Raw genomic sequence first — 19,064 nt, 5'->3', positions numbered from 1 at the left:
AGGAATAACGCTTAGGCCTCGATCCCGAGGATATCCCGCGCCACCGCTTCAGCGATCCGGATCCCGTCGACGCCCGCCGACAGAATTCCACCGGCATAGCCTGCGCCTTCGCCGGCCGGGAACAGACCTTTGACGTTCAAGCTCTGCATCGACTCGTTACGGGTGATCCGCAGCGGCGATGAAGTGCGGGTCTCGATCCCGGTCAGCACGGCGTCGTGCAGTGAGTAGCCCTTGATCTGTTTGTCGAACGCCTGCAAGGCTTCACGAATGGCTTCGATGGCATAGTCCGGCAAGGCCAGCGCCAGATCACCCAGGGCCACGCCCGGCTTGTAAGACGGTTCAACGCTACCCAGAACAGTGGACGGCTTGCCGGCGATGAAGTCGCCGACCAGTTGCGCCGGAGCTTCGTAGTTGCTGCCGCCGAGGATGAACGCATGGGACTCCAGGCGCTCCTGCAACTCGATACCGGCCAGCGGGCCACCCGGGTAATCCACCTCAGGGGTGATGCCAACCACGATCCCGGAGTTGGCGTTGCGCTCGTTGCGTGAGTACTGGCTCATGCCGTTGGTAACTACTCGATTCGGCTCGGACGTTGCCGCCACCACCGTACCGCCCGGGCACATGCAGAAGCTGTAGACCGAGCGCCCGTTCTTGGCGTGGTGCACCAGTTTGTAGTCGGCGGCGCCAAGTTTCGGGTGACCGGCGTATTTGCCCAAACGTGCACTGTCGATCAGTGATTGCGGATGCTCAATACGAAAACCCACCGAGAACGGCTTGGCCTCCATGTATACACCGCGGCTGTGAAGCATGCGGAAAGTATCCCGGGCGCTGTGGCCAAGGGCGAGGATCACATGTCGGGAATGGATTTGTTCGCCACTCGCCAGCTCCACGCCAGTGAGCTGGCCGTCTTCGATCAGCACATCGGTAACCCGCTGCTGGAAGCGTATTTCACCGCCCATGGCTTCGATCTGATGACGCATGTTTTCGACCACGCCCGTCAGACGGAACGTGCCGATATGCGGTTTGCTGACGTAGAGGATTTCTTCCGGTGCACCGGCCTTGACGAACTCGTGCAGGACCTTGCGGCCGTGGTGTTTCGGATCCTTGATCTGGCTGTAAAGCTTGCCGTCGGAGAAGGTTCCCGCGCCGCCTTCACCAAATTGCACGTTGGATTCTGGGTTGAGCACGTTTTTGCGCCACAGGCCCCAAGTGTCCTTGGTGCGCTGGCGAACTTCAGTGCCGCGTTCCAGGATAATCGGTTTGAAACCCATCTGCGCCAGCAGTAGCCCGGCGAAAATTCCACACGGGCCGAAGCCCACAACGATCGGCCGCTCGCTTAGGTCCTGCGGGGCCTGGCCAACGACTTTGTAGCTGACATCCGGTGCCGGGTTGACGTTACGGTCATCGGCGAACGTGTGCAGGAGCTTCGCCTCATCGCGTACGTTGAGGTCGATGGTGTAGATGAAGCAGAGTTCGGAAGACTTCTTGCGCGCATCGTAGCTGCGCTTGAACAAGGTGACGTCGAGCAGGTCATCACTGGCGATGCCCAGGCGCTGCACGATGGCAGGCCGCAGGTCTTCTTCGGGATGGTCGATGGGCAGCTTGAGTTCGGTGATTCGTAACATGACAGGATCCGGTATGCGGAGCAGAGGAATGCGCCGGCAGCTTTACACAAACCGGCGATTATAAGCCCCAATGCCTATTTATCGTGAGGGTAAAACAGCAGCTCGTCGAATCAGTCGTCGCGCGAGCCACCGAACGAGGCGCAACCGCGCTGGACCTGGCCGTTGACCCGCAGTTCGGCGCTCATGTGTTGCACGCTGCCGGTGACGTTGTCGACGCAACGCTGGGGCGCCGCCCAGAGTTCGACGTGCTGGCCATTGGCTTCGGTGGCGAGGTTGAAGCGCCCTTCACCCAATTGTTCTTCCAGATAAGGCACCGCCAGAGCGGGCTGGCCTTCGCGCTCCAGGACCATGCCTTTACCGCTGGCCTTGAGGCTCCATTCAGGCTTGTGGCCACTGGCACGCAGGATCATGCGCTTGAACTCCGGGTCATCGCAGGCGGTGTTCGAACGTTCGAGGCGATAGAGTTGCTGCAAATCAACCTGGTCTTCGGTGCCGGCAGTGGCGCTGGTTATCTTGCCTCGCAGGTCGGCGAAAATCTTGCCGGGCTGGTCGGACAGATTCGCTGTTTCCTGTAAGACACTAGTGCCGCCGGTGTCATTCACCACATAGCGACGAGTGCCCTGGCACGGCTGGAACAGCAATTTGCCATCGACTGCGCTGAGTTCGCCCTGCATGCGGGTCAGCCCTGCTTTGGAGACGGTGTCCGGTTGACTGGTAAAAATCTGGCAACCGGTGAACAGCGGCAGCAGGGCAAAAATCGCTATGGAACGGGCAGCACGCATCGAATGGTCTCCTGACAAGTGCCGTCACGGTACTTAGGCGTAGCGCACATCACAAGCCTGGCTTGGCATGATGTCCGATACACCCGCGAATCCGTAGGTATACAGGCTCTTGTAGGGATTACCAAAGGTTCGGACCGCGTTCGGACGATCTTTGTTTTTGCTTATGGGGTGCCTGAAGGTCAAAAGATCGCAGCCTCCGGCAGCTCCTACAGGGTCGATGCACATCCATGAGTCTTGGGCGTACGCGGTCGACGTAGGCGCTGCCGGAGGCTGCGATCTTTTTGAGGCCATTACCCCACGCGATAAGTCTGGCCAGTCTGCAAGCCTTCCACGCTTTTCGCGTAGGCCAGCGCAACGTCGGCGGCCGGAACCGGTTTGAATCCGCGGAAGTACGGTGCGTAGCTGCCCATGGCTTCGACCAGTACGTTGGGGCTTACCGAGTTGATGCGCAGACCACGCGGCAATTCGATAGCCGCTGCGCGGACGAAACTGTCGAGGGCACCGTTGACCATTGCTGCCGAGCTGCCGGTACGAATCGGATCGTGGCTGAGGATGCCGGTGGTGAATGTGAAGGACGCACCGTCATTGGCGAAATCCCGGCCGATCAGCAGTAGGTTGACCTGGCCCATCAGTTTGTCTTGCAGACCCAGGGCGAAGTCTTTTTCGGTCATGTTGGCCAGCGGCACGAAGTTGACGCTGCCGGCGGCACAGATCAGCGCATCGAAGTTGCCGGTCTGTTCGAACAATTTGTGGATTGATGCGCTGTCACTGATGTCGACCTGGAAAACACCGCTCTTACGGCCGATGCGGATGACTTCGTGACGCGGTGCCAGTTCGCGATCAATGGCTGAGCCCACGGTACCGCTGGCGCCAATCAGTAGAATTTTCATCGTGCTGTTCCTCAAAGAGTTGGACGAAGTTTCAGTTTAGTGTGGTTTTTCCCATTGATAAGCGCGCTAATAGGCAACCTTTGGTTTTCAAATGGAAACAATCCATGAGCGAAATGGATGATCTGGCGGCGTTCGCAGTGCTGATCGAGGCGGGTAGTTTTACTCTGGCAGCGCAGCAACTGGGTTGCAGCAAGGGGCAGTTGTCCAAGCGCATCAGCCAGCTGGAGGCACGATTTTCGGTGGTGTTGCTGCAACGCACTACGCGGCGTTTGAGTCTGACGGCGGCGGGCGCAGCGCTGTTGCCGCAAGCTCAGGCCCTGGTGATTCAGGTCGAGCGAGCACGTCAGGCCTTGGCCCGTTTGAAGGACGACATGGCCGGTCCGGTGCGCATGACCGTCCCGGTTTCCCTGGGCGAAACGTTCTTCGATGGTTTATTGCTGGAGTTTTCCCGGCAGTATCCCGAAGTGCAGATCGAGCTGGAGCTGAATAACAGCTACCGGGATTTGTCCCGGGACGGTTTCGATTTGGCGATTCGCTCGGAAGTGGCCAACGACGAGCGACTGGTGGCCAAACCGCTGCTGGCCTGGCACGAGATGACGTGCGCCAGCCCGGCGTACCTTGAACAGTACGGCGAGCCGCAGACGCCAGCGGATCTGGCCGGGCACCGTTGCCTGCTCAATAGTCATTACAGCGGCCGTGAAGAATGGCTCTACCACCAGCAACACGAATTGCTCCGGGTCCGGGTATCCGGGCCGTTTGCCAGTAATCATTACAACCTGCTGAAGAAAGCCGCGCTGGTCGGTGCGGGTATCGCCAGGCTGCCGTCCTATGTGCTGCATAGCGAGTTGGCCGATGGCCGTCTGCGTTGTCTACTTCGCGACTATCAGACCCGCAGCATGCCGATGTACCTGGTGCATCCATATCAGGGTGGCCTGCCCAAGCGTACGCAAGTGCTGGCCGATTACCTGATCGTCTGGTTCAAACGCAGCGGCGAGGCGCTGGATCGGCTGTAGCCGCAACCTGCGGCATCGACTACATGCGATAACGTTTGGCGATCAAGTGATCGATCGACAGGAAGCCCGGGCCTCTGGCCATCAGGTACAACAGGATGGCCGCCCAAGTGCCGTGAGTCGGGTAGGCATCCGGATAGACGAAGGTCTGAATGGTCAGCGTCATGCCCAGTAGCGCCAGCGCCGAGAAGCGGGTGGCGAAGCCGAGCAGAATCAGAAACGGAAAGAAATGCTCGGCGAAGGCCGCCATGTGTGCGGCCAGTTCCGGTGACAACAGCGGGACGTGATATTCGCTCTGGAACAACGGAACGGTGGAATCGGCGAGGCGCGGTATGCCCACTTGGAACGTGCCTTCGATGAGGTCAATGGCAAAACCCTCGACCTTGGTCTGCCCGGACTTCCAGAACACCGCAGCGATGGAGAAGCGCGCGACAAACGCGATCAGGCTGTGGGGAATCATCTCGAACAATTGAATGATGCGTTCAATCAGGTGAGCGACGGGATTTAGCGGCTCATGGCGGGCGTTCATGGCGATACCTTGTCGTGTCGTTGTAAGTGGCTGATGACGTTGTGGCTAATCAACAGTGCCAGGCATTGGCTCAGGTCGAACTCTGGCGCGGCGTCCAGGCTATAGGCCACGGCCTGCTCCAGAGGCCGGCCGTTTTGCAGGCTGCGGACGAACATCGTCGAGCCAATGTCGACGGCGAATACCTCGACCTCCAGACCATTACGCAGAATCAGCGCATTTTGCCCGTGCAGTGGGTCGACGTTGGCCAGCGTTTCGTCTTGCTGGTGCGCAGCCCACAGTGCAACCACGGCATAGGCGGAGTTCAGGGTGCTGACCGAGGGGTGAAGCTGGATGTGTAGTTCGCCAAAGGCTTGCGGGGCTGAGAGAACCGCGGCGATCTGCTCGTGGCTCAAGGTCTGCGCATCGGCTGAGTGATAAGCCTGCACGCGTAGACTTTCCAGCCGGGCGATGTCTGCCAGATAGGGCACGCTGACGGCTGGCGCGAAGCCCTCGATGAAGTCGGCGAAATCGTTGCCATAGTCGTTGAGCAATGGGCCTTGCGGGGGAAACTGTTGGATGTACAACCGGGCCATGGCGCGGAAGAACTCTTCTGCAACCAATTGCAGAACCACCGGGTAGCTGTCGGCCAAGGCGTTGATCAGCGAGCTCTGCACGTTATTGCGATAGACCGCGAAACGGCTGGCCGGATCGGCACCGTTAGCGCTGAACATACCTGACGGGCAGGTCCATTGCGGATCGAGCAGGGCGGCGGCGAACGTCGCTTGAGTGCTCATGGCCGTACCTCTGCACAGCTTAGCCACTCATCCGCCTGACGGGCTTCGGCGTACAGCACGGAAAATGCGGGCAGATGATTATCTCGCTCGATCAGGGTGGCGATCGGGCCAGTGCGCTCCAGAACCCGCAGATACAGTGCCCACACCGCGTTATCAACAGGCGCGCCGTGGTCGTCGATCAGCAATCGGTCGCCGAGGCTGTCGGAGTCTTCGGCAAAACCTGCAAGATGGATCTCGCCTACCGCGTGCAGCGGCAAGGCATCGATATAGGCCAGTGGATCACGCAGATGATTGATGCTCGACACATAGACATTGTTCACGTCGAGCAGCAGGCCACAGCCTGTTCGGCGGATCACTTCACGGATGAATGTCGCTTCATCCATGCTCGAGCGCTGGAATTCCAGGTAAGTGGCCGGATTCTCCAGCAGCATTGGGCGTTTCAGGGTGTTTTGCACCTGATCGATATGCTCACAGACACGGTTCAGCGTCGGCACGTCATAGGCCAGGGGCAGTAGGTCATTGAGGAATATTGGGCCATGGCTGGACCAGGCCAGGTGTTCGGAAAAGGACTGAGGTTGATAGCGCTCGATCAACCGCACGAGCCGTGAAAGGTGTTCGCAATCCAGCGGACCTTCAGCGCCTATCGACAGGCCGACGCCATGCAGTGACAGCGGATACTGTTCGCGGATCAACCCCAGGTAGTGATGAAACGGGCCGCCGGCGACCATGTAGTTTTCAGCGTGAACTTCGAAGAAGCCGAGGTCCGGTTGGCTGCCGAGCACTTCGCGAAAGTGCTCGGTCTTGAGCCCCAGCCCAGCGCGGCGCGGCAGCCCGGACGCCGAAGCCTGAGTGTGGGGATGTACGCTGTGCAGCGATGAAGTGGTCATCATCAACACTCAGGCAGAGAGGGGGGTTACGACTTGGCTTTGTAGGCGGCCAGTTGACCGAAGCCGGTTGGCGAGGTCGGGCTGGCAGTCTTCTCGCAAGTGCCTTTAGGCACCAGCTTGAAGTGGTTGCTCTCATAGTCGACTTTCGAGGTGCCGGCACAGGTGGTGCCAGCACCTGCGGCGCAATCGTTTTTACCTTTCATGGCGACGCCAAAGCATTTTTCCATGTCATCGGCAGCGTGTGCGGTGATCGGCATGGCGGCAATGCTCAGTGCAGAACCAAGGGCCAGAGCGAGGGCTGCGGCGGACAGGGTGCGAGTGGTAGCGGTCATGATGTCTCTCCAGAGTGGATGTGGGTAAGTAAGCGTTTGTGCTTGCTTACCCTAGTAGAGAAACGCCATCCCGATCCGTTACAACCCACTCCGATTTTTTCAAAAATAAACGCGTGCCCCTGGAGCTGGCGCAGCCTGCGATCTTTTGATCTTGATCTTCAGTGGCCCTAAAAGATCGTCCGAACGCGGCCCGAACCTGCGGCAGCTCCTACGCTGACCCTCAAGCATGTGGTTTCCCAGGTCAAAAAAAACGGCCCGCAGGCCGTTTTTATTTTTTGACACGAGTGTTTAGCCGCCTAAATAGGCGTCGCGCACTTTTGGATCGGTCAGCAACTCTTCACCGCTGCCCTGCATCACCACACGACCGTTTTCCAGTACGTAGGCGCGGTCGGCGATCTTCAACGCCTGGTTGGCGTTCTGTTCCACCAGGAACACCGTCACGCCATCGCGGCGCAGCTGTTCGATGATGTCGAAGATCTGTTGAATGATGATCGGCGCCAGACCCAGCGACGGTTCATCGAGCAGCAACAGCTTGGGCTTGCTCATCAGCGCACGGCCGATGGCGAGCATCTGCTGTTCGCCGCCGGACATGGTGCCGCCGCGTTGCATGAAGCGTTCCTTGAGTCGCGGGAACAAGCCCAGGACCTTGTCCATTTGCTCCTGGTAATCGCCCTTGTCGGTGAAGAACCCGCCCATGGCGAGGTTTTCTTCCACGGTCAGACGGGCAAACACCCGACGACCTTCCGGTACCACAGCGATGCTTTTACGCATGATCCGCGCGGAGTCCTGGCCGACCAGTTCTTCGCCCATGTAGCGAATGCTGCCGCTATGGGCTTGCGGCGAACCGCACAGGGTCATCAGCAGGGTGGATTTGCCGGCGCCGTTGGCACCGATCAAGGTCACAATCTCGCCCTGACGGACTTCGACGTTGACGTTATGCAACGCCTGGATCTTGCCGTAGAAGGTGGAAACGTTTTCGAATTGCAGCATTTACGCTTCCCCCAGGTAGGCTTTGATCACTTCAGGATTGTCGCGGATCTGATCCGGCGTGCCGTTGGCCAGAGGCGTGCCCTGGTTGATCACGAAGATGTGGTCGGAGATGCTCATGACCAGTTTCATGTCGTGTTCGATCAGCAGCACGGTTACGCCATGCTCTTCACGCAGGGTGCCGATCAGCGCCTTGAGGTCGTCGGTTTCCCGTGGGTTGAGGCCGGCAGCCGGTTCGTCGAGCATGAGAATACTTGGACGGGTCATCATGCAGCGGGCGATTTCCAGGCGGCGCTGCTGACCATAGGCCAGGGTGCCGGCCGGACGGTTGGCGAACTCCTTGAGGTTGACCTTTTCCAGCCAGAACTCGGCGTATTCCATGGCCTCGCGTTCGCTGCGGCGAAACGCTGGGGTCTTGAACAGACCGGCCAGGAAGTTGGTATTCAGGTGCCGGTGCTGAGCAATCAGCAGGTTTTCCACGGCGGTCATTTCCTTGAACAACCGCACGTTCTGGAAGGTCCGCACCACGCCTTTACCGGCGATCTTGTGGCCGGGCAGGCCTTCGATCGCTTCACCGTTGAGCTGGATGGTGCCGGCGGTGGGTTTGTAGAAGCCGGTCAGGCAGTTGAACACGGTGGTCTTGCCGGCGCCGTTAGGGCCGATCATCGACACCACCTGTTTCTCTTTCACGCTCAGGGCAACGTTATTGACCGCCAACAAACCGCCAAAGCGCATGCTCAAGCCATCTACTTTCAGGATCTCTCTGCTCATTTACGCAGCTCCATGTGAGGACGTTGCATGGGCAGCAGACCTTGTGGGCGCCAGATCATCATCAGCACCATCAAGGCGCCGAACATCAACATGCGGTATTCGCTGAAGTCACGCATCAGTTCGGGCAGCAGGATCATCACGACGGCCGCGAGGACTACGCCCAATTGCGAACCCATGCCGCCCAGTACCACGATGGCGAGGATAGTGGCCGACTCGATGAAGGTGAACGACTCCGGCGTCACCAGACCCTGACGGGCGGCGAAGAAGCTGCCGGCAAAACCGGCGAAGCAGGCACCCAGGGTGAAGGCCGACAGCTTGATGATGGTCGGGTTCAGGCCCAGGGCACGGCAGGCAATTTCGTCTTCACGCAGCGCTTCCCAGGCGCGGCCGATTGGCATGCGCAGCAGACGGTTGATCACGAACAGTGCGAACAGCGCCAGCAACAGCGCCACCAGGTAGAGGAAAACCACCTTGCTGATCGGGTTGTAAGTCAGGCCGAAGAACTCGTGGAAGGTCTGCATGCCTTCGGCGGCCGTTCTATCGAAGCTCAGGCCGAACAGCGTCGGTTTTGGAATGTTGCTGATGCCATTCGGTCCACCCGTGAGGCCGGTCAGGTTACGCAGGAACAGGCGGATGATTTCACCGAAGCCCAACGTCACGATGGCCAGATAGTCACCGCGCAAACGCAGCACCGGGAAGCCCAGCAGGAAGCCGAAGGTCGCCGACATCAAGCCGGCAATTGGCAGGCAGATCCAGAAGCTCAGGCCGTAGTAGTGCGACAGCAGCGCATAGCTGTAGGCGCCCACCGCGTAGAAACCGACGTAGCCCAGGTCGAGCAGACCCGCCAGACCGACCACGATGTTCAGGCCCAGACCGAGCAGCACATAGATCAGAATCAGCGTGGCGATATCCACCGCACCGCGCGAGCCGAAGAACGGCCAGACCAGAGCGACAGCGATCAGCGCCATGACAGCCCAGCGCTGAGTGCTCGGCAGTGTCAGGAATTGGCTTGTGCCGGCCGGGATCAATTTACCTTTAGGCACGGAGCGCATGGCAGCCGTGTATTGCCGGTCGAACAGCACGCGCAGGAACATCAGCACCGAGCAGGCGGTAATGATGATCAGCGTGGAGGTGCTGGCACCTTGCACTTCAAGGTTGATGCCGGCGATGGACAGTTTCAGACCGAGTACCGGATAGGCGACGGCCCAGACCAGCAGGGCGCTGAATAGCGCCTGTTTAAGATTCCTGATCATACTTTCTCAACCTCCGGACGGCCCAACAGGCCGGTTGGCCGGAATAACAACACCAGAACCAGAAGGCCGAAAGCCACCACGTCCTTGTACTGGTCACCGAATATATCGGCGCCGAATGCTTCGGCCACCCCCAGCACCAGACCACCGAGCATGGCGCCCGGAATGCTGCCGATGCCGCCCAGAACCGCCGCGGTAAAGGCCTTGAGGCCCACCAGGAATCCGGCATTCGGGTTGATCACGCCATACTGCATGCTCAGCAGTACAGCCGCCACGGCCGCCAGGGCTGCACCGATGACGAAGGTCAGGGCGATGATGTTGTTGGTGTTGATGCCCAGCAGGTTGGCCATCTTGATGTCTTCGGCACAGGCCCGGCAGGCACGTCCCAGACGTGAACGCGAGATGAACAGGGTAAGGCAGAGCATCACCACCAGGGTCACCACGAACACCAGGATTTGCATGTAGGAGATCAGCACTTCCTGTGCTCCGCCCGAACCGAAGCTAAAGCTGCCCGGAATCAGGTTGGGGATCGATTTGTCCTTGGAGTCCTGCGAGAGCAGTACGGTGTTTTGCAGGAAGATCGACATGCCGATGGCCGAGATCAGCGGGATCAGGCGGTTACTGCCCCGCAGAGGGCGGTAGGCGATCCGTTCAATACTGTAGCCGTAGGCACTGGTTACAACGATGGTCGCCAGGAATGCGGCGGTCATCAACAGTGGCAGAGAATGGATACCTAGCATGGCTAGTCCGGCAAGGACGATGAAGGCCACGTAGGAACCGATCATGTAGACCTCGCCATGGGCGAAGTTAATCATTCCAATGATGCCGTAAACCATCGTATAGCCGATGGCGATCAGGGCATACGTGCTGCCAATGGTCAGACCATTAACCAGCTGTTGGAAAAAGTGATAGATCTCAGGCATTACAGCGCTCCTAAAAACCTGATACGCATTTCACTGGTGGAGTCATTTTCCCGCTCAGGCTCCGTGGATCTGCATCCACTTCGAACGTGAGGTTTGCCAGCGAACCGCTGATGACGGTTTTGAGATTTTCAGGTGGGGAGGCTTCCGGATCACGGAGGCACGGCCCATTACCTCGTAAAACAAAGCCCACGGCATGCCGTGGGCTTTATTGGCAGTCAGTCAGGCAGCGCCTTACTGAGGCGAAACTTCGGTTTTAGGTTTGCCAAAGTGCCACTGGTAGACCACGAACTTGAAGTTCTTCAGGTCGCCCTTCGAGTCGAACGACAGGTCGCCGGTCGGGGTCTTGAAGGTGCCGGCGCGGATAGCGGCGGCCACTTTGGCGGTGTCTTCGCTCTTCGCTGCCTTGATGCCTTCAGCGATCACTTCGACTGCCGAGTAGGCCGGGAACACGAACGGACCGGTCGGGTCCTGCTTCTTGGCGGCGAACGCGTCAACCAGTGCCTTGTTGGCAGGGTCCTGGTCGAAAGACTTCGGCAAGGTCACCAGCAGGCCTTCGGAAGCGTCCTGGGCGATCTGCGAGATGGAGTCGTTGCCGACGCCTTCCGGCCCCATGAACTTGGCGTTCAGGCCTTTTTCCTTGGACTGACGCAGGATCAGGCCCAGTTCCGGGTGGTAGCCGCCGTAGTAGACGAAGTCGACGTTGGCTTGCTTGAGTTTCTGGATGATCGAGGAGAAGTCCTTGTCGCCGGCGTTCAGGCCTTCGAACACGGCAACCTTGACGCCTTTGCTTTCGAGGGTTTTCTTGACGGCAGTGGCGATGCCTTCACCGTATTGCTGTTTGTCGTGCAGAACAGCAACGATTTTCGGTTTTACGTGATCGGCGATGTAGTTACCGGCCGCAGGGCCTTGGGCGCTGTCCAGGCCGATGGTGCGGAACACCATTTTGTAGCCACGGTTAGTGATGTCCGGGCTGGTGGCGGCTGGGGTGATCATGATCACGCCTTCGTCTTCGTAGATGTCGGACGCTGGCTGAGTGGAGCTGGAGCAGAGGTGACCGACCACGAACTTGACGCCGTCGTTGACCACTTTGTTGGCAACGGCTACGGCCTGTTTAGGGTCGCAGGCGTCATCGTATTCTTTGGCTTCGAGCATCTTGCCGTCGACACCGCCCTTGGCGTTGATCTGCTCGATGGCCATTTTAGCGCCGGTGAACTGCATGTCACCGTACTGGGTCACAGGGCCGGTTTTAGGGCCGGCGATACCAATTTTGATGGTGTCAGCTGCGAACGAATGGCTGGCAACCCCGGCCAGAACCATAGCGGCAAACAGTTTGGAAATCTGCTTAGTAGCCTTATTCATAGTGCTCCACTCTTGCTGTTGTAGTTTTTATAGTCCTGGCGGCCAAAGCAGCAGAACCGGATCAGATAGTTTGAGTATCTCTCCGGAAATCCCCCCGGCAACTGTACCGGTACAGTGTAGAGCGCCGGTCAATCGCTTGAAAAGCTGGCTGCTGGGGGCAAAACCCGGGTATGTCGCTTAATTGACAGAAAAAGACAGAATTGCGGCGGGGGTTTTGCCTGAGTTGAGCGGCAATCCTTGGCTTTCCTGAACTTTTCGATCAGTCACTCATTTGCAACTGGGTTTTTCTGCCAGGTCACCGGCGTTATCATTGCGCCGATTTTTTTCCTGGTGAGACCCATGACTCAAGAACCTAGCACCCTCTATGCCAAACTGCTTGGTGAAACCGCATCTATTACCTGGAAGGAGCTTGAACCGTTCTTTGCCAAGGGTGCCCTATTGTGGGTCGAGACCTCGCTGGATTTGATCGCGGTCGCAGAGGCTGTGGCCGAGAACCAGGCTGAGAAAGTGGCTGCCTGGTTGACCAGTGATGTGCTTGCCAAGGTGTCTGCGTCGCGGGCGCAAGATCTTCTGGAACGTGATCCAGAGTTGTGGGCGGTGGTCGTTTCGCCGTGGATTTTGATCCAGGAAAGGGCGCAGGCTTGAATGAGTGCACCAAGTTGGTGCTGTCGTTTAGCAAGTAAAAGTGTGTAGGCGAGTAACCGTGATCAGAGTGATGGCACGGTGCCGTAGAGAAAAGCCCCATTTGATGATGGGTGGCGATAAGCGTGCTCAAAGACGGAACAGTTGGCCGGACATAACGAGGGGCGCTTAATTGTTTCTGAGTATGAGCAACCGACAAAGCAAACCGGTCGCAGCATTCAACACAGACAGTGAGTGTCAGATTGCCTTTAAGGGCTGTATCGATCGGTTGTCGATCAACGTGTGAACGTGCAGTCAAATAGCCGCGCATCGCCAGAATCCCTCAGTCTTTATCTTTGTTTTTATTGGGTCGGACTGTAGAAAAAGCCGGTAAATACTGGCTCTGGGCGGTGAATGGGGCAATGGTCAAAGCCCTCAATCTGGTTGACTGGTTTGGCCAAAGGGCGAGCGAATGCGCCCCTGTAGGAGCAGCCGGTCGACGCTCGATTGCTCGCGATGGACTCAAGGGCGACGCGTTTATTCAGAAAACACGCGTTATTGTTAACGCTCATCGCGAGCAAGCCCCCTCGCCACAGGTTTAGCCCCGTGCGAACTTCAGTTAGCCGTCTTGCCCGTATGGTTATTCAGCGAAATAATCTTGGTCTTGCCGATGCGATGGCGATAGATCTCGCGCAGGTACTTGATGGCTTTTTTCACGCAATCGCGAGACAAACGGATGTCGTTGATCGAGACGAATTTGTCCTTGTCGTTGATCAGTTCACGGTACTTTTTCTCGTACATCGGCTTGATCGCGTACCAGTTGGTATCGAGGATCTTCGCCGGATTTTCGAACTCGTTGAGCAAGTCGTCGATGAGATCTTCGTCGAACTCTTCATTGATGATGAAATCGAGGATCGAGTTGTCCAGCGTGTCATCGAAACGGTACGGATTACGCGCAAAACAACGCTTGATGAAAGCCACGATCAAGGTCAGGAAGTCGTCGGAGAGACACGGGCTCTTGGCAATCAATGTGGTCAGCGACAGGTTGGCCGATGCGCCGATTACCAAGGCATAACGCTTGAGCGTGGTGTTGGGGAACAGGCTGTTGAGATGGGTCTTCAACCGGTTCAGATCCATGTACGACAGTTTGTAGTCCTTGGGCAAGGACACGATCGAGACCACCGATGAGCAGTTCTTGAAGAAGTGCAGATCGTGCAGGGCGGCGGCGTCGTAGCCCGAATTTTTGTACTGCTCCAGCGACGCGCGATAGCGTTTGGATTCGATCGGCAGCAGGCTGATGCCTTCGATGGCCTGGGTTACTTTGTTGAAGTGCGGCAGGTCGATGGAGCGGAAGAACAGGTCGTCGATGTTCAGGCGTTGCGGTTCTTTCTCGAAGACTTTGAACTTGTCGCTCGACGGCGCAGGGGTTTCCGGCACGACAGATTCCGCGTAGGCAATCGCCACTGGGCCAGCCAGGCTCATGAACAGGTCGTTGGCGTCCAGGCGAATGGTTTCACCGATGTCGATGCCCGCACGATGAAAGTAGTTCTGGTCGTAGTCGGTGGTCACGGCTTGAGCGGTGAGAATGTTGAAAATCTGCTGGGATATGTACTGGTTGGCGTGTTTTTCCATGGCATTGACATCAATGTTCTGGATGTTGCCGTCATCGCTTTCCTCGGCGTAACGCATGATGTCGTTGGAGATCAGCATCATCGCGTTCCACGGACGGATCCGTCCCATGACGCTGGCTTCGCTGCTGTCTTCGTTGTCGAAGTTGTAGGAGAAGTCCCACTCTTCCGACAGGTATTTGCAGAGCAAACGACCGGCGTTGATGTGCAGCGCTTCGGACATTTCGCTGCGGTGGTCGGATATGTTCGGCAGTACGCAAATGCCGCTGGTGAAGATCGGCTCGAAAACGAAAGAGTGGCCGCTCTTGCTGTCATGCTCGTCCATCGGTTTGGTGTCGAACGTCTTGTTCATGTACGAGTATTGCTGGGCCAGACCGAACTCCGAGGCCATGCCCGACCCCGTACCGCCGCCGGCGCTGAAGATCGAGAAGTACAGGCGCGACTGGTTGGCCTTGATCCCGCAAGAGTCGATCAGGTAGGAATGGATCATCTTCCAGTCCGGGCTGGAAAAACGCTGGGTGTCCTTGTTGAGGATGATCTTCGCCAGGTACTGGCCGAGGATCGGCGCGTTACCGGCGCCCCCTGCATGGACTTCCGATAGGTCCATGATTTTCATTTTGCTGTAGTCGCGCAGGAAGCCGCTTTTTTCGCCTTTGCGAGAGAAGCGGATGCGCCCGGCAATGTCTTTGTCCAGATCACCCAACATCACCAATGGCTCGACCAAAAATACCGGCTTGGTAGCTTTGTTCGAGCCCAGACGCAGGTTATTGCGGATCCATTGGGCAGGGCTGTAGCCCTTGTCGGTGTACTTCTTTTCCGGGTAGGGGCGGTCTTCGTTGTTGAATTCGTTCAGGTAGAACTTGCGCGCGTTGTACACCAGTTCCGCGACGTCCAGCGCAATGTTCGAACCGCAGCGCCCGAGACCGATCAAGCACACCGACGGAAACTCCTGCTCACTGTGCTGCTCGCCGTCTCCCTCCAGGTGCGGTGCACGCGGGAACACCATGTCGCGCAGGCCATCGAGGTTATCGAGGATGCGATCGGTATTGGTCTCAGTGAAGTACAGGTACTGTTGGCTCGCAAGGGAACGCTGGCTGGTCAATGGCTTCGACCCTGAGGGTTTATCCGGGGATGTCAGCGTCAGTTCGGATATCAAGTTGGCAGGGTTGTTTTTAGAAGTCATTGAGCGCCACGTACTTGGACTGGTCGACTCGGCGACGAGATGTCACCGAGCCATCATTGATTGGGACTTCGCGACTTTACAGTGCGATAAAGGCCCCCGCGATAGGGTTTAACCTTAGGGTTCGCTAGGGGGAATCCTTTCCTGAGTCATGATAAATCGGCCAATATTCGGAGTTCTTTAATTCAGCAGGAGGGATTTATGAGTGCTGCGTTACCTTCTTTAGCGTTTGCCGGCATCGGATTGATGGGCTTGCCAATGTGCCGACGCCTGCTGGCAGCGGGATATCCGCTGACGGTGTGGAACCGCAATCCACAAAAATGCGCGCCGCTGGTCGAGGCTGGAGCGCGGCAAGTGGCCACACCGGCTGAGCTGTGCCAGCAGACCGATGTGGTGATGCTGTGCCTGGCCGATACGGCCGTGGTGCGCGAGGTGGTATTTGGCACGGCTGGCGTGGCGCAGGGTGCCGTAGCCGGAAAACTGCTGGTGGATTTCTCCAGTCTGGAGCCGACTGCTACCCGGGAAATGGCCGCGCAGTTGCTGAGTGAGACGGGCATGAGCTGGCTGGATGCGCCTGTCTCGGGCGGTACGTCGGGGGCCGAGTCGGGCAGCCTGGCGATCATGGTGGGAGGGCAAGCGACGGATGTTGAACGTGTCCGGTCCATTCTCTTGAGTCTGGGCCAGCGGGTTACTCACATGGGCGCTGTGGGTGCGGGCCAAGTGACCAAGGCCTGCAATCAGATGATTGTCGCGTGTAATGCGCTGGTGATCGCTGAGGTAGTGGCTCTGGCAGAGCGTTCAGGTGTCGATGCAAGGTTGATCGCCGAGGCGCTGGCCGGTGGTTTTGCTGACTCTAAACCGCTGCAGATCCTTGCCCCACAAATGGCTGAAAGTCGTTTCGAACCGGTGAAATGGCATGTCCGTACGTTGCTCAAAGACCTGGACACGGCAGTGAAATTTTCCCGCGAGCAGGGCTCGGCAACACCCATCAGCGGACTGGCTGCGCAGCTGATGCGCCTGCATAGTGGTCAAGGCTATCTGGAAAAAGATCCCGCGACGTTAGTCCATCTGTACCGCAAGCGCCGCTCAGAAGATTGATGACTGTCGGGCAGTGGGGTTTACGCTGGTTGATTTCGTTCAGTACGGGGCGCAATTCATCCAGCGGAACCGGACAGCTTAGTAGGTAACCCTGGACGAAATCACAACCGTAATGGTTGAGGAGTTCGTATTGCTGTACGGTTTCGACACCTTCGGTGACCACCTGCAAATGCAGGGTATGGGCCATGCCGATAATGGCCTGGACGATCTCCATGTCCTGGGTTGACTTGGGAATGTCTCGGATGAATGAGCGGTCGATTTTCAAGGTGTTCAGCGGTAGGCGCTGGAGATAGGCCAGCGACGAATAACCGGTGCCGAAGTCGTCGATCGACAGCGAGACACCGAGAGCGCGAATCTGTCGTAGTGGCACTAGAGTATTGGCGATGTTGTCCATCAGGACGTTTTCGGTGACCTCCAGTTCCAGCCGTTGCGGTGCAACGCCGGCGCTTCGCAGCGCACTTTCGATTTCATCGGCGAGCTCTTCGCGCGCCAGGTTGAGGGCCGAACAGTTCACAGCAATTTTCAGCTCTTCACAGCCCTGCCTGGAAAGCTCGCTCAGATCTTCGCAGGCTTTGCGCAGCACCCAATTGTCCAGTTCCGCAATCAGTCCGTTGGCTTCGGCAATGCCGATGAACCGATCGGGCACCAGCAAACCATGCACCGGATGTTGCCAGCGAACCAAGGCTTCAAGCTTGGTGACCTGACCGCTTTTCATATCAAGGATCGGTTGATAATAGAGCATCAGACCGGTTTCATCGCGCAGGGCGTTGCGCAATTCTTCTTCGAGTTGCAACTCGAGGATGGCCTTGGCTTTCAGGTTGGGACTGAAGAAGTGCAGTCCGTTACGACCACTGCCTTTGGATTGATACAGCGCCAGGTCAGCGTTTTTTAGCAGTTCCTCGCAGGTCTTGCCGTCGTCGGGAAACACGCTGATGCCGATGCTGGTGGTCATCACCATGCGCCGCCCGGCCAGCTCGATGGGCTCCTTCATTTTTTGCATGATGCGTTGCGCCATGTGCCGTGCTTCATCGCGATCATGGAGGTTGATCAGGATGCAGAACTCGTCACCGCCAAAGCGCGCAACCACATCGTCATGGCTGCGGGTTGCGCTTTTGATGTGACTGGCCAGGACTTTCAGCAACTCATCGCCCGCGTCATGACCGAGGCTGTCGTTGATACGCTTGAAGTGATCGATATCCAGAAATATCACCGCCAGCATGCCGCCGTGGGTGCTTTTCTCGATGAGCTTCTCGGCGAATATCTGATTGAAGCCGCGACGATTGATCAGGTTGGTCAAGGCGTCGTAGTGGGCCACTTGCTGCAATGATGCGCGTGCCTGATCCAGCTGGCTGAACAGCTCGTTGACCCGACGCAGGTCGTGCTCCTTGTGTTGCAGCTTTTTGTCGGCCAGTGCGGCGCTGATGCTGCTGCCGATGATCAGCAGGGTGATGACGGCGACCGTCAGACCCAGTTGCATAGAGTTGTTGTCGACGGGGAGTTGTGCAAGGCCCCCGGCGGGCAGCACCAGGGTCAGAGACCACATGCCGGTGAAGTGCATGCTGACGATCCCGGCCCCGAGCAACATGCTGGCGGTGAATTTGAGCAGTTGATGGAATACACCGCTGCCATTGCGTAGATAGCGAGACAGCAATAAGGCCGCGAGACTTGCGCCAATGGCGATCACTATGGATAAGCCAAACAGCGTGGGTTGGTAGTAGGCCGTGGCATTCGAGCGCATGGCGGCCATGCCGACGTAATGCATGATGGAAATTCCCAAGCCCATCCACACCGACGCTTGCAGGTACTGCCAGAAACGCAGGTGCGCGTGACTGAGGGTGTTCATTGCCAGCAATGAGGCCGTCAAGGCAATCAACAGCGAAATGAGGGTAATCGGTAGCTCGTAATGGATTTCAATCGGCGCCTGGAACGCCAGCATGCTGATGAAGTGCATGGCCCAGATACCGCCAGCCAGACAGCACGCTCCGACCCAGCACCAGATCCGTTGGGATACACGATTTTCCGCATGGCCGACCCGCTCGGCCATATCCAGTACAGCGAAGCCGGCCGTACAAGCGACTACGTAAGCCAACAGCACCAGCAACGGGTTATGACTGCAATCGAGTACTACCTGCCCACCCTCTGGGAGCTCGGTAATAAAATGCAAACCAAGCCAATCCATAGCATGCCCCGTCACTGAGTCATCCTCCGCGAGCGCCATACCTGCTGGCGAATGTCAGGAGTATAGAGGCCATGCCAAGACCGCAAGGGATAGTGGCATATTAATGTCAATTATTTTTGCGATGGACTCAATAGCGTTTTGAAATAAGCCAGTACAAGGCCTGCAGCGGCCTCCATAAATGGGTATCACCTTTACGAATCATTACAGACAGGTAGAACAGGGCTGACTAGATTGCTGATT

General features: G+C 57.7%; 17 protein-coding genes. 3 read left to right on the top strand and 14 right to left on the bottom strand.

Translation table 11 applies throughout. The annotated features are described in order from the left end of the window. Positions 1-11 precede the first annotated feature (11 nt). The 3 genes from ACZYSM_RS09085 to ACZYSM_RS09075 all read right to left on the bottom strand — a co-directional run bounded on the left by ACZYSM_RS09085 (position 12) and on the right by ACZYSM_RS09075 (position 3,297). Entirely contained in the window at positions 12-1,625 is a 1,614-nt protein-coding gene (locus tag ACZYSM_RS09085) for an NAD(P)/FAD-dependent oxidoreductase (protein WP_489070903.1), read from the bottom strand. A gap of 110 nt (positions 1,626-1,735) precedes the next feature. Next, a complete protein-coding gene (locus ACZYSM_RS09080; RefSeq protein WP_489070902.1) occupies positions 1,736-2,407 on the bottom strand; it encodes a COG3650 family protein in 672 nt (223 codons plus the stop codon). Between the two features lie 290 nt (positions 2,408-2,697). Next, positions 2,698-3,297: a short chain dehydrogenase gene (locus ACZYSM_RS09075; RefSeq protein ID WP_489070900.1), complete on the bottom strand. Its 600-nt coding sequence runs from the start codon at positions 3,295-3,297 to the stop codon at positions 2,698-2,700. Positions 3,298-3,401: 104 nt separating this feature from the next. Here ACZYSM_RS09075 and ACZYSM_RS09070 point away from each other — a divergent pair, with 104 nt between their 5' ends. Beyond that, entirely contained in the window at positions 3,402-4,310 is a 909-nt protein-coding gene (locus tag ACZYSM_RS09070) for a LysR family transcriptional regulator (protein ID WP_489070898.1), read from the top strand. Positions 4,311-4,329: 19 nt separating this feature from the next. Here the strand turns inward: ACZYSM_RS09070 and ACZYSM_RS09065 are convergent, their stop codons facing one another. The 9 genes from ACZYSM_RS09065 to ACZYSM_RS09025 form a co-directional block, all read right to left on the bottom strand. Beyond that, on the bottom strand, positions 4,330-4,836 hold the full coding sequence (locus ACZYSM_RS09065) for a DoxX family protein (RefSeq protein WP_489070896.1): 507 nt from the start codon (positions 4,834-4,836) through the stop codon (positions 4,330-4,332). Then, entirely contained in the window at positions 4,833-5,609 is a 777-nt protein-coding gene (locus ACZYSM_RS09060; protein ID WP_489070894.1) for an HvfC/BufC N-terminal domain-containing protein, read from the bottom strand. Before ACZYSM_RS09060 ends, ACZYSM_RS09065 begins: the two co-directional genes overlap by 4 nt. Further along, positions 5,606-6,499 carry an MNIO family bufferin maturase gene (gene bufB / locus ACZYSM_RS09055; RefSeq protein WP_489070892.1) on the bottom strand — a complete coding sequence of 298 codons (894 nt, stop codon included), beginning with the start codon at positions 6,497-6,499 and terminating at the stop codon, positions 5,606-5,608. The genes ACZYSM_RS09060 and bufB overlap by 4 nt, the downstream gene beginning before the upstream one ends. Before the next feature lie 23 nt (positions 6,500-6,522). Continuing rightward, positions 6,523-6,828, bottom strand: coding sequence for a BufA1 family periplasmic bufferin-type metallophore (locus ACZYSM_RS09050; RefSeq protein ID WP_489070890.1), 306 nt, complete (start codon positions 6,826-6,828; stop codon positions 6,523-6,525). A gap of 288 nt (positions 6,829-7,116) precedes the next feature. Beyond that, positions 7,117-7,818, bottom strand: a complete 702-nt coding sequence (locus ACZYSM_RS09045) for an ABC transporter ATP-binding protein (RefSeq protein WP_489070888.1) — start codon at positions 7,816-7,818, stop codon at positions 7,117-7,119. Further along, the gene (livG, locus tag ACZYSM_RS09040) at positions 7,819-8,586 is read right to left on the bottom strand and encodes a high-affinity branched-chain amino acid ABC transporter ATP-binding protein LivG (RefSeq protein WP_489070886.1); all 768 of its coding nucleotides are present in this window, start codon (positions 8,584-8,586) and stop codon (positions 7,819-7,821) included. Then, the gene (locus ACZYSM_RS09035) at positions 8,583-9,839 is read right to left on the bottom strand and encodes a high-affinity branched-chain amino acid ABC transporter permease LivM (RefSeq protein ID WP_489070884.1); all 1,257 of its coding nucleotides are present in this window, start codon (positions 9,837-9,839) and stop codon (positions 8,583-8,585) included. Before ACZYSM_RS09035 ends, livG begins: the two co-directional genes overlap by 4 nt. After that, positions 9,836-10,759 carry a high-affinity branched-chain amino acid ABC transporter permease LivH gene (gene livH, locus ACZYSM_RS09030; RefSeq protein ID WP_489070882.1) on the bottom strand — a complete coding sequence of 308 codons (924 nt, stop codon included), beginning with the start codon at positions 10,757-10,759 and terminating at the stop codon, positions 9,836-9,838. The genes ACZYSM_RS09035 and livH overlap by 4 nt, the downstream gene beginning before the upstream one ends. Before the next feature lie 231 nt (positions 10,760-10,990). Then, positions 10,991-12,118 (bottom strand): branched-chain amino acid ABC transporter substrate-binding protein, encoded by a 1,128-nt coding sequence (locus tag ACZYSM_RS09025; protein ID WP_489070880.1) that lies wholly within the window; start codon positions 12,116-12,118, stop codon positions 10,991-10,993. A 339-nt stretch (positions 12,119-12,457) separates the two neighbouring features. Here ACZYSM_RS09025 and ACZYSM_RS09020 point away from each other — a divergent pair, with 339 nt between their 5' ends. Then, positions 12,458-12,763 carry a DUF2288 domain-containing protein gene (locus tag ACZYSM_RS09020; protein ID WP_489070878.1) on the top strand — a complete coding sequence of 102 codons (306 nt, stop codon included), beginning with the start codon at positions 12,458-12,460 and terminating at the stop codon, positions 12,761-12,763. A gap of 591 nt (positions 12,764-13,354) precedes the next feature. Here ACZYSM_RS09020 and ACZYSM_RS09015 read toward each other — a convergent pair. After that, positions 13,355-15,550 carry a hypothetical protein gene (locus ACZYSM_RS09015; RefSeq protein ID WP_489070877.1) on the bottom strand — a complete coding sequence of 732 codons (2,196 nt, stop codon included), beginning with the start codon at positions 15,548-15,550 and terminating at the stop codon, positions 13,355-13,357. A 198-nt stretch (positions 15,551-15,748) separates the two neighbouring features. Here ACZYSM_RS09015 and ACZYSM_RS09010 point away from each other — a divergent pair, with 198 nt between their 5' ends. Next, positions 15,749-16,645, top strand: coding sequence for an NAD(P)-dependent oxidoreductase (locus tag ACZYSM_RS09010; protein WP_489070876.1), 897 nt, complete (start codon positions 15,749-15,751; stop codon positions 16,643-16,645). Here the strand turns inward: ACZYSM_RS09010 and ACZYSM_RS09005 are convergent. Beyond that, a complete protein-coding gene (locus tag ACZYSM_RS09005) occupies positions 16,536-18,824 on the bottom strand; it encodes a putative bifunctional diguanylate cyclase/phosphodiesterase (protein WP_489070874.1) in 2,289 nt (762 codons plus the stop codon). The genes ACZYSM_RS09010 and ACZYSM_RS09005 overlap by 110 nt on opposite strands. Positions 18,825-19,064: the final 240 nt, after the last annotated feature.

This window comes from Pseudomonas sp. F220 (assembly GCF_057813935.1).
The sequence above is the reverse complement of the archived record's forward strand: the minus strand, read 5'-3'. Positions and strand labels throughout refer to the sequence as shown.

Excerpts from the sequence above, each read along its gene's own strand:
- ACZYSM_RS09035 (WP_489070884.1), bottom strand. The coding sequence starts at position 9,839 with ATGATCAGGAATCTTAAACAGGCGCTATTCAGCGCCCTGCTGGTCTGG.
- ACZYSM_RS09075 (WP_489070900.1), bottom strand. The coding sequence starts at position 3,297 with ATGAAAATTCTACTGATTGGCGCCAGCGGTACCGTGGGCTCAGCCATT.
- ACZYSM_RS09015 (WP_489070877.1), bottom strand. The coding sequence starts at position 15,550 with ATGACTTCTAAAAACAACCCTGCCAACTTGATATCCGAACTGACGCTG.
- livH (WP_489070882.1), bottom strand. The coding sequence starts at position 10,759 with ATGCCTGAGATCTATCACTTTTTCCAACAGCTGGTTAATGGTCTGACC.
- ACZYSM_RS09085 (WP_489070903.1), bottom strand. The coding sequence starts at position 1,625 with ATGTTACGAATCACCGAACTCAAGCTGCCCATCGACCATCCCGAAGAA.
- livG (WP_489070886.1), bottom strand. The coding sequence starts at position 8,586 with ATGAGCAGAGAGATCCTGAAAGTAGATGGCTTGAGCATGCGCTTTGGC.
- ACZYSM_RS09025 (WP_489070880.1), bottom strand. The coding sequence starts at position 12,118 with ATGAATAAGGCTACTAAGCAGATTTCCAAACTGTTTGCCGCTATGGTT.
- ACZYSM_RS09045 (WP_489070888.1), bottom strand. The coding sequence starts at position 7,818 with ATGCTGCAATTCGAAAACGTTTCCACCTTCTACGGCAAGATCCAGGCG.
- bufB (WP_489070892.1), bottom strand. The coding sequence starts at position 6,499 with ATGATGACCACTTCATCGCTGCACAGCGTACATCCCCACACTCAGGCT.
- ACZYSM_RS09005 (WP_489070874.1), bottom strand. The coding sequence starts at position 18,824 with ATGGATTGGCTTGGTTTGCATTTTATTACCGAGCTCCCAGAGGGTGGG.
- ACZYSM_RS09050 (WP_489070890.1), bottom strand. The coding sequence starts at position 6,828 with ATGACCGCTACCACTCGCACCCTGTCCGCCGCAGCCCTCGCTCTGGCC.
- ACZYSM_RS09070 (WP_489070898.1), top strand. The coding sequence starts at position 3,402 with ATGAGCGAAATGGATGATCTGGCGGCGTTCGCAGTGCTGATCGAGGCG.
- ACZYSM_RS09010 (WP_489070876.1), top strand. The coding sequence starts at position 15,749 with ATGAGTGCTGCGTTACCTTCTTTAGCGTTTGCCGGCATCGGATTGATG.
- ACZYSM_RS09080 (WP_489070902.1), bottom strand. The coding sequence starts at position 2,407 with ATGCGTGCTGCCCGTTCCATAGCGATTTTTGCCCTGCTGCCGCTGTTC.
- ACZYSM_RS09060 (WP_489070894.1), bottom strand. The coding sequence starts at position 5,609 with ATGAGCACTCAAGCGACGTTCGCCGCCGCCCTGCTCGATCCGCAATGG.
- ACZYSM_RS09065 (WP_489070896.1), bottom strand. The coding sequence starts at position 4,836 with ATGAACGCCCGCCATGAGCCGCTAAATCCCGTCGCTCACCTGATTGAA.
- ACZYSM_RS09020 (WP_489070878.1), top strand. The coding sequence starts at position 12,458 with ATGACTCAAGAACCTAGCACCCTCTATGCCAAACTGCTTGGTGAAACC.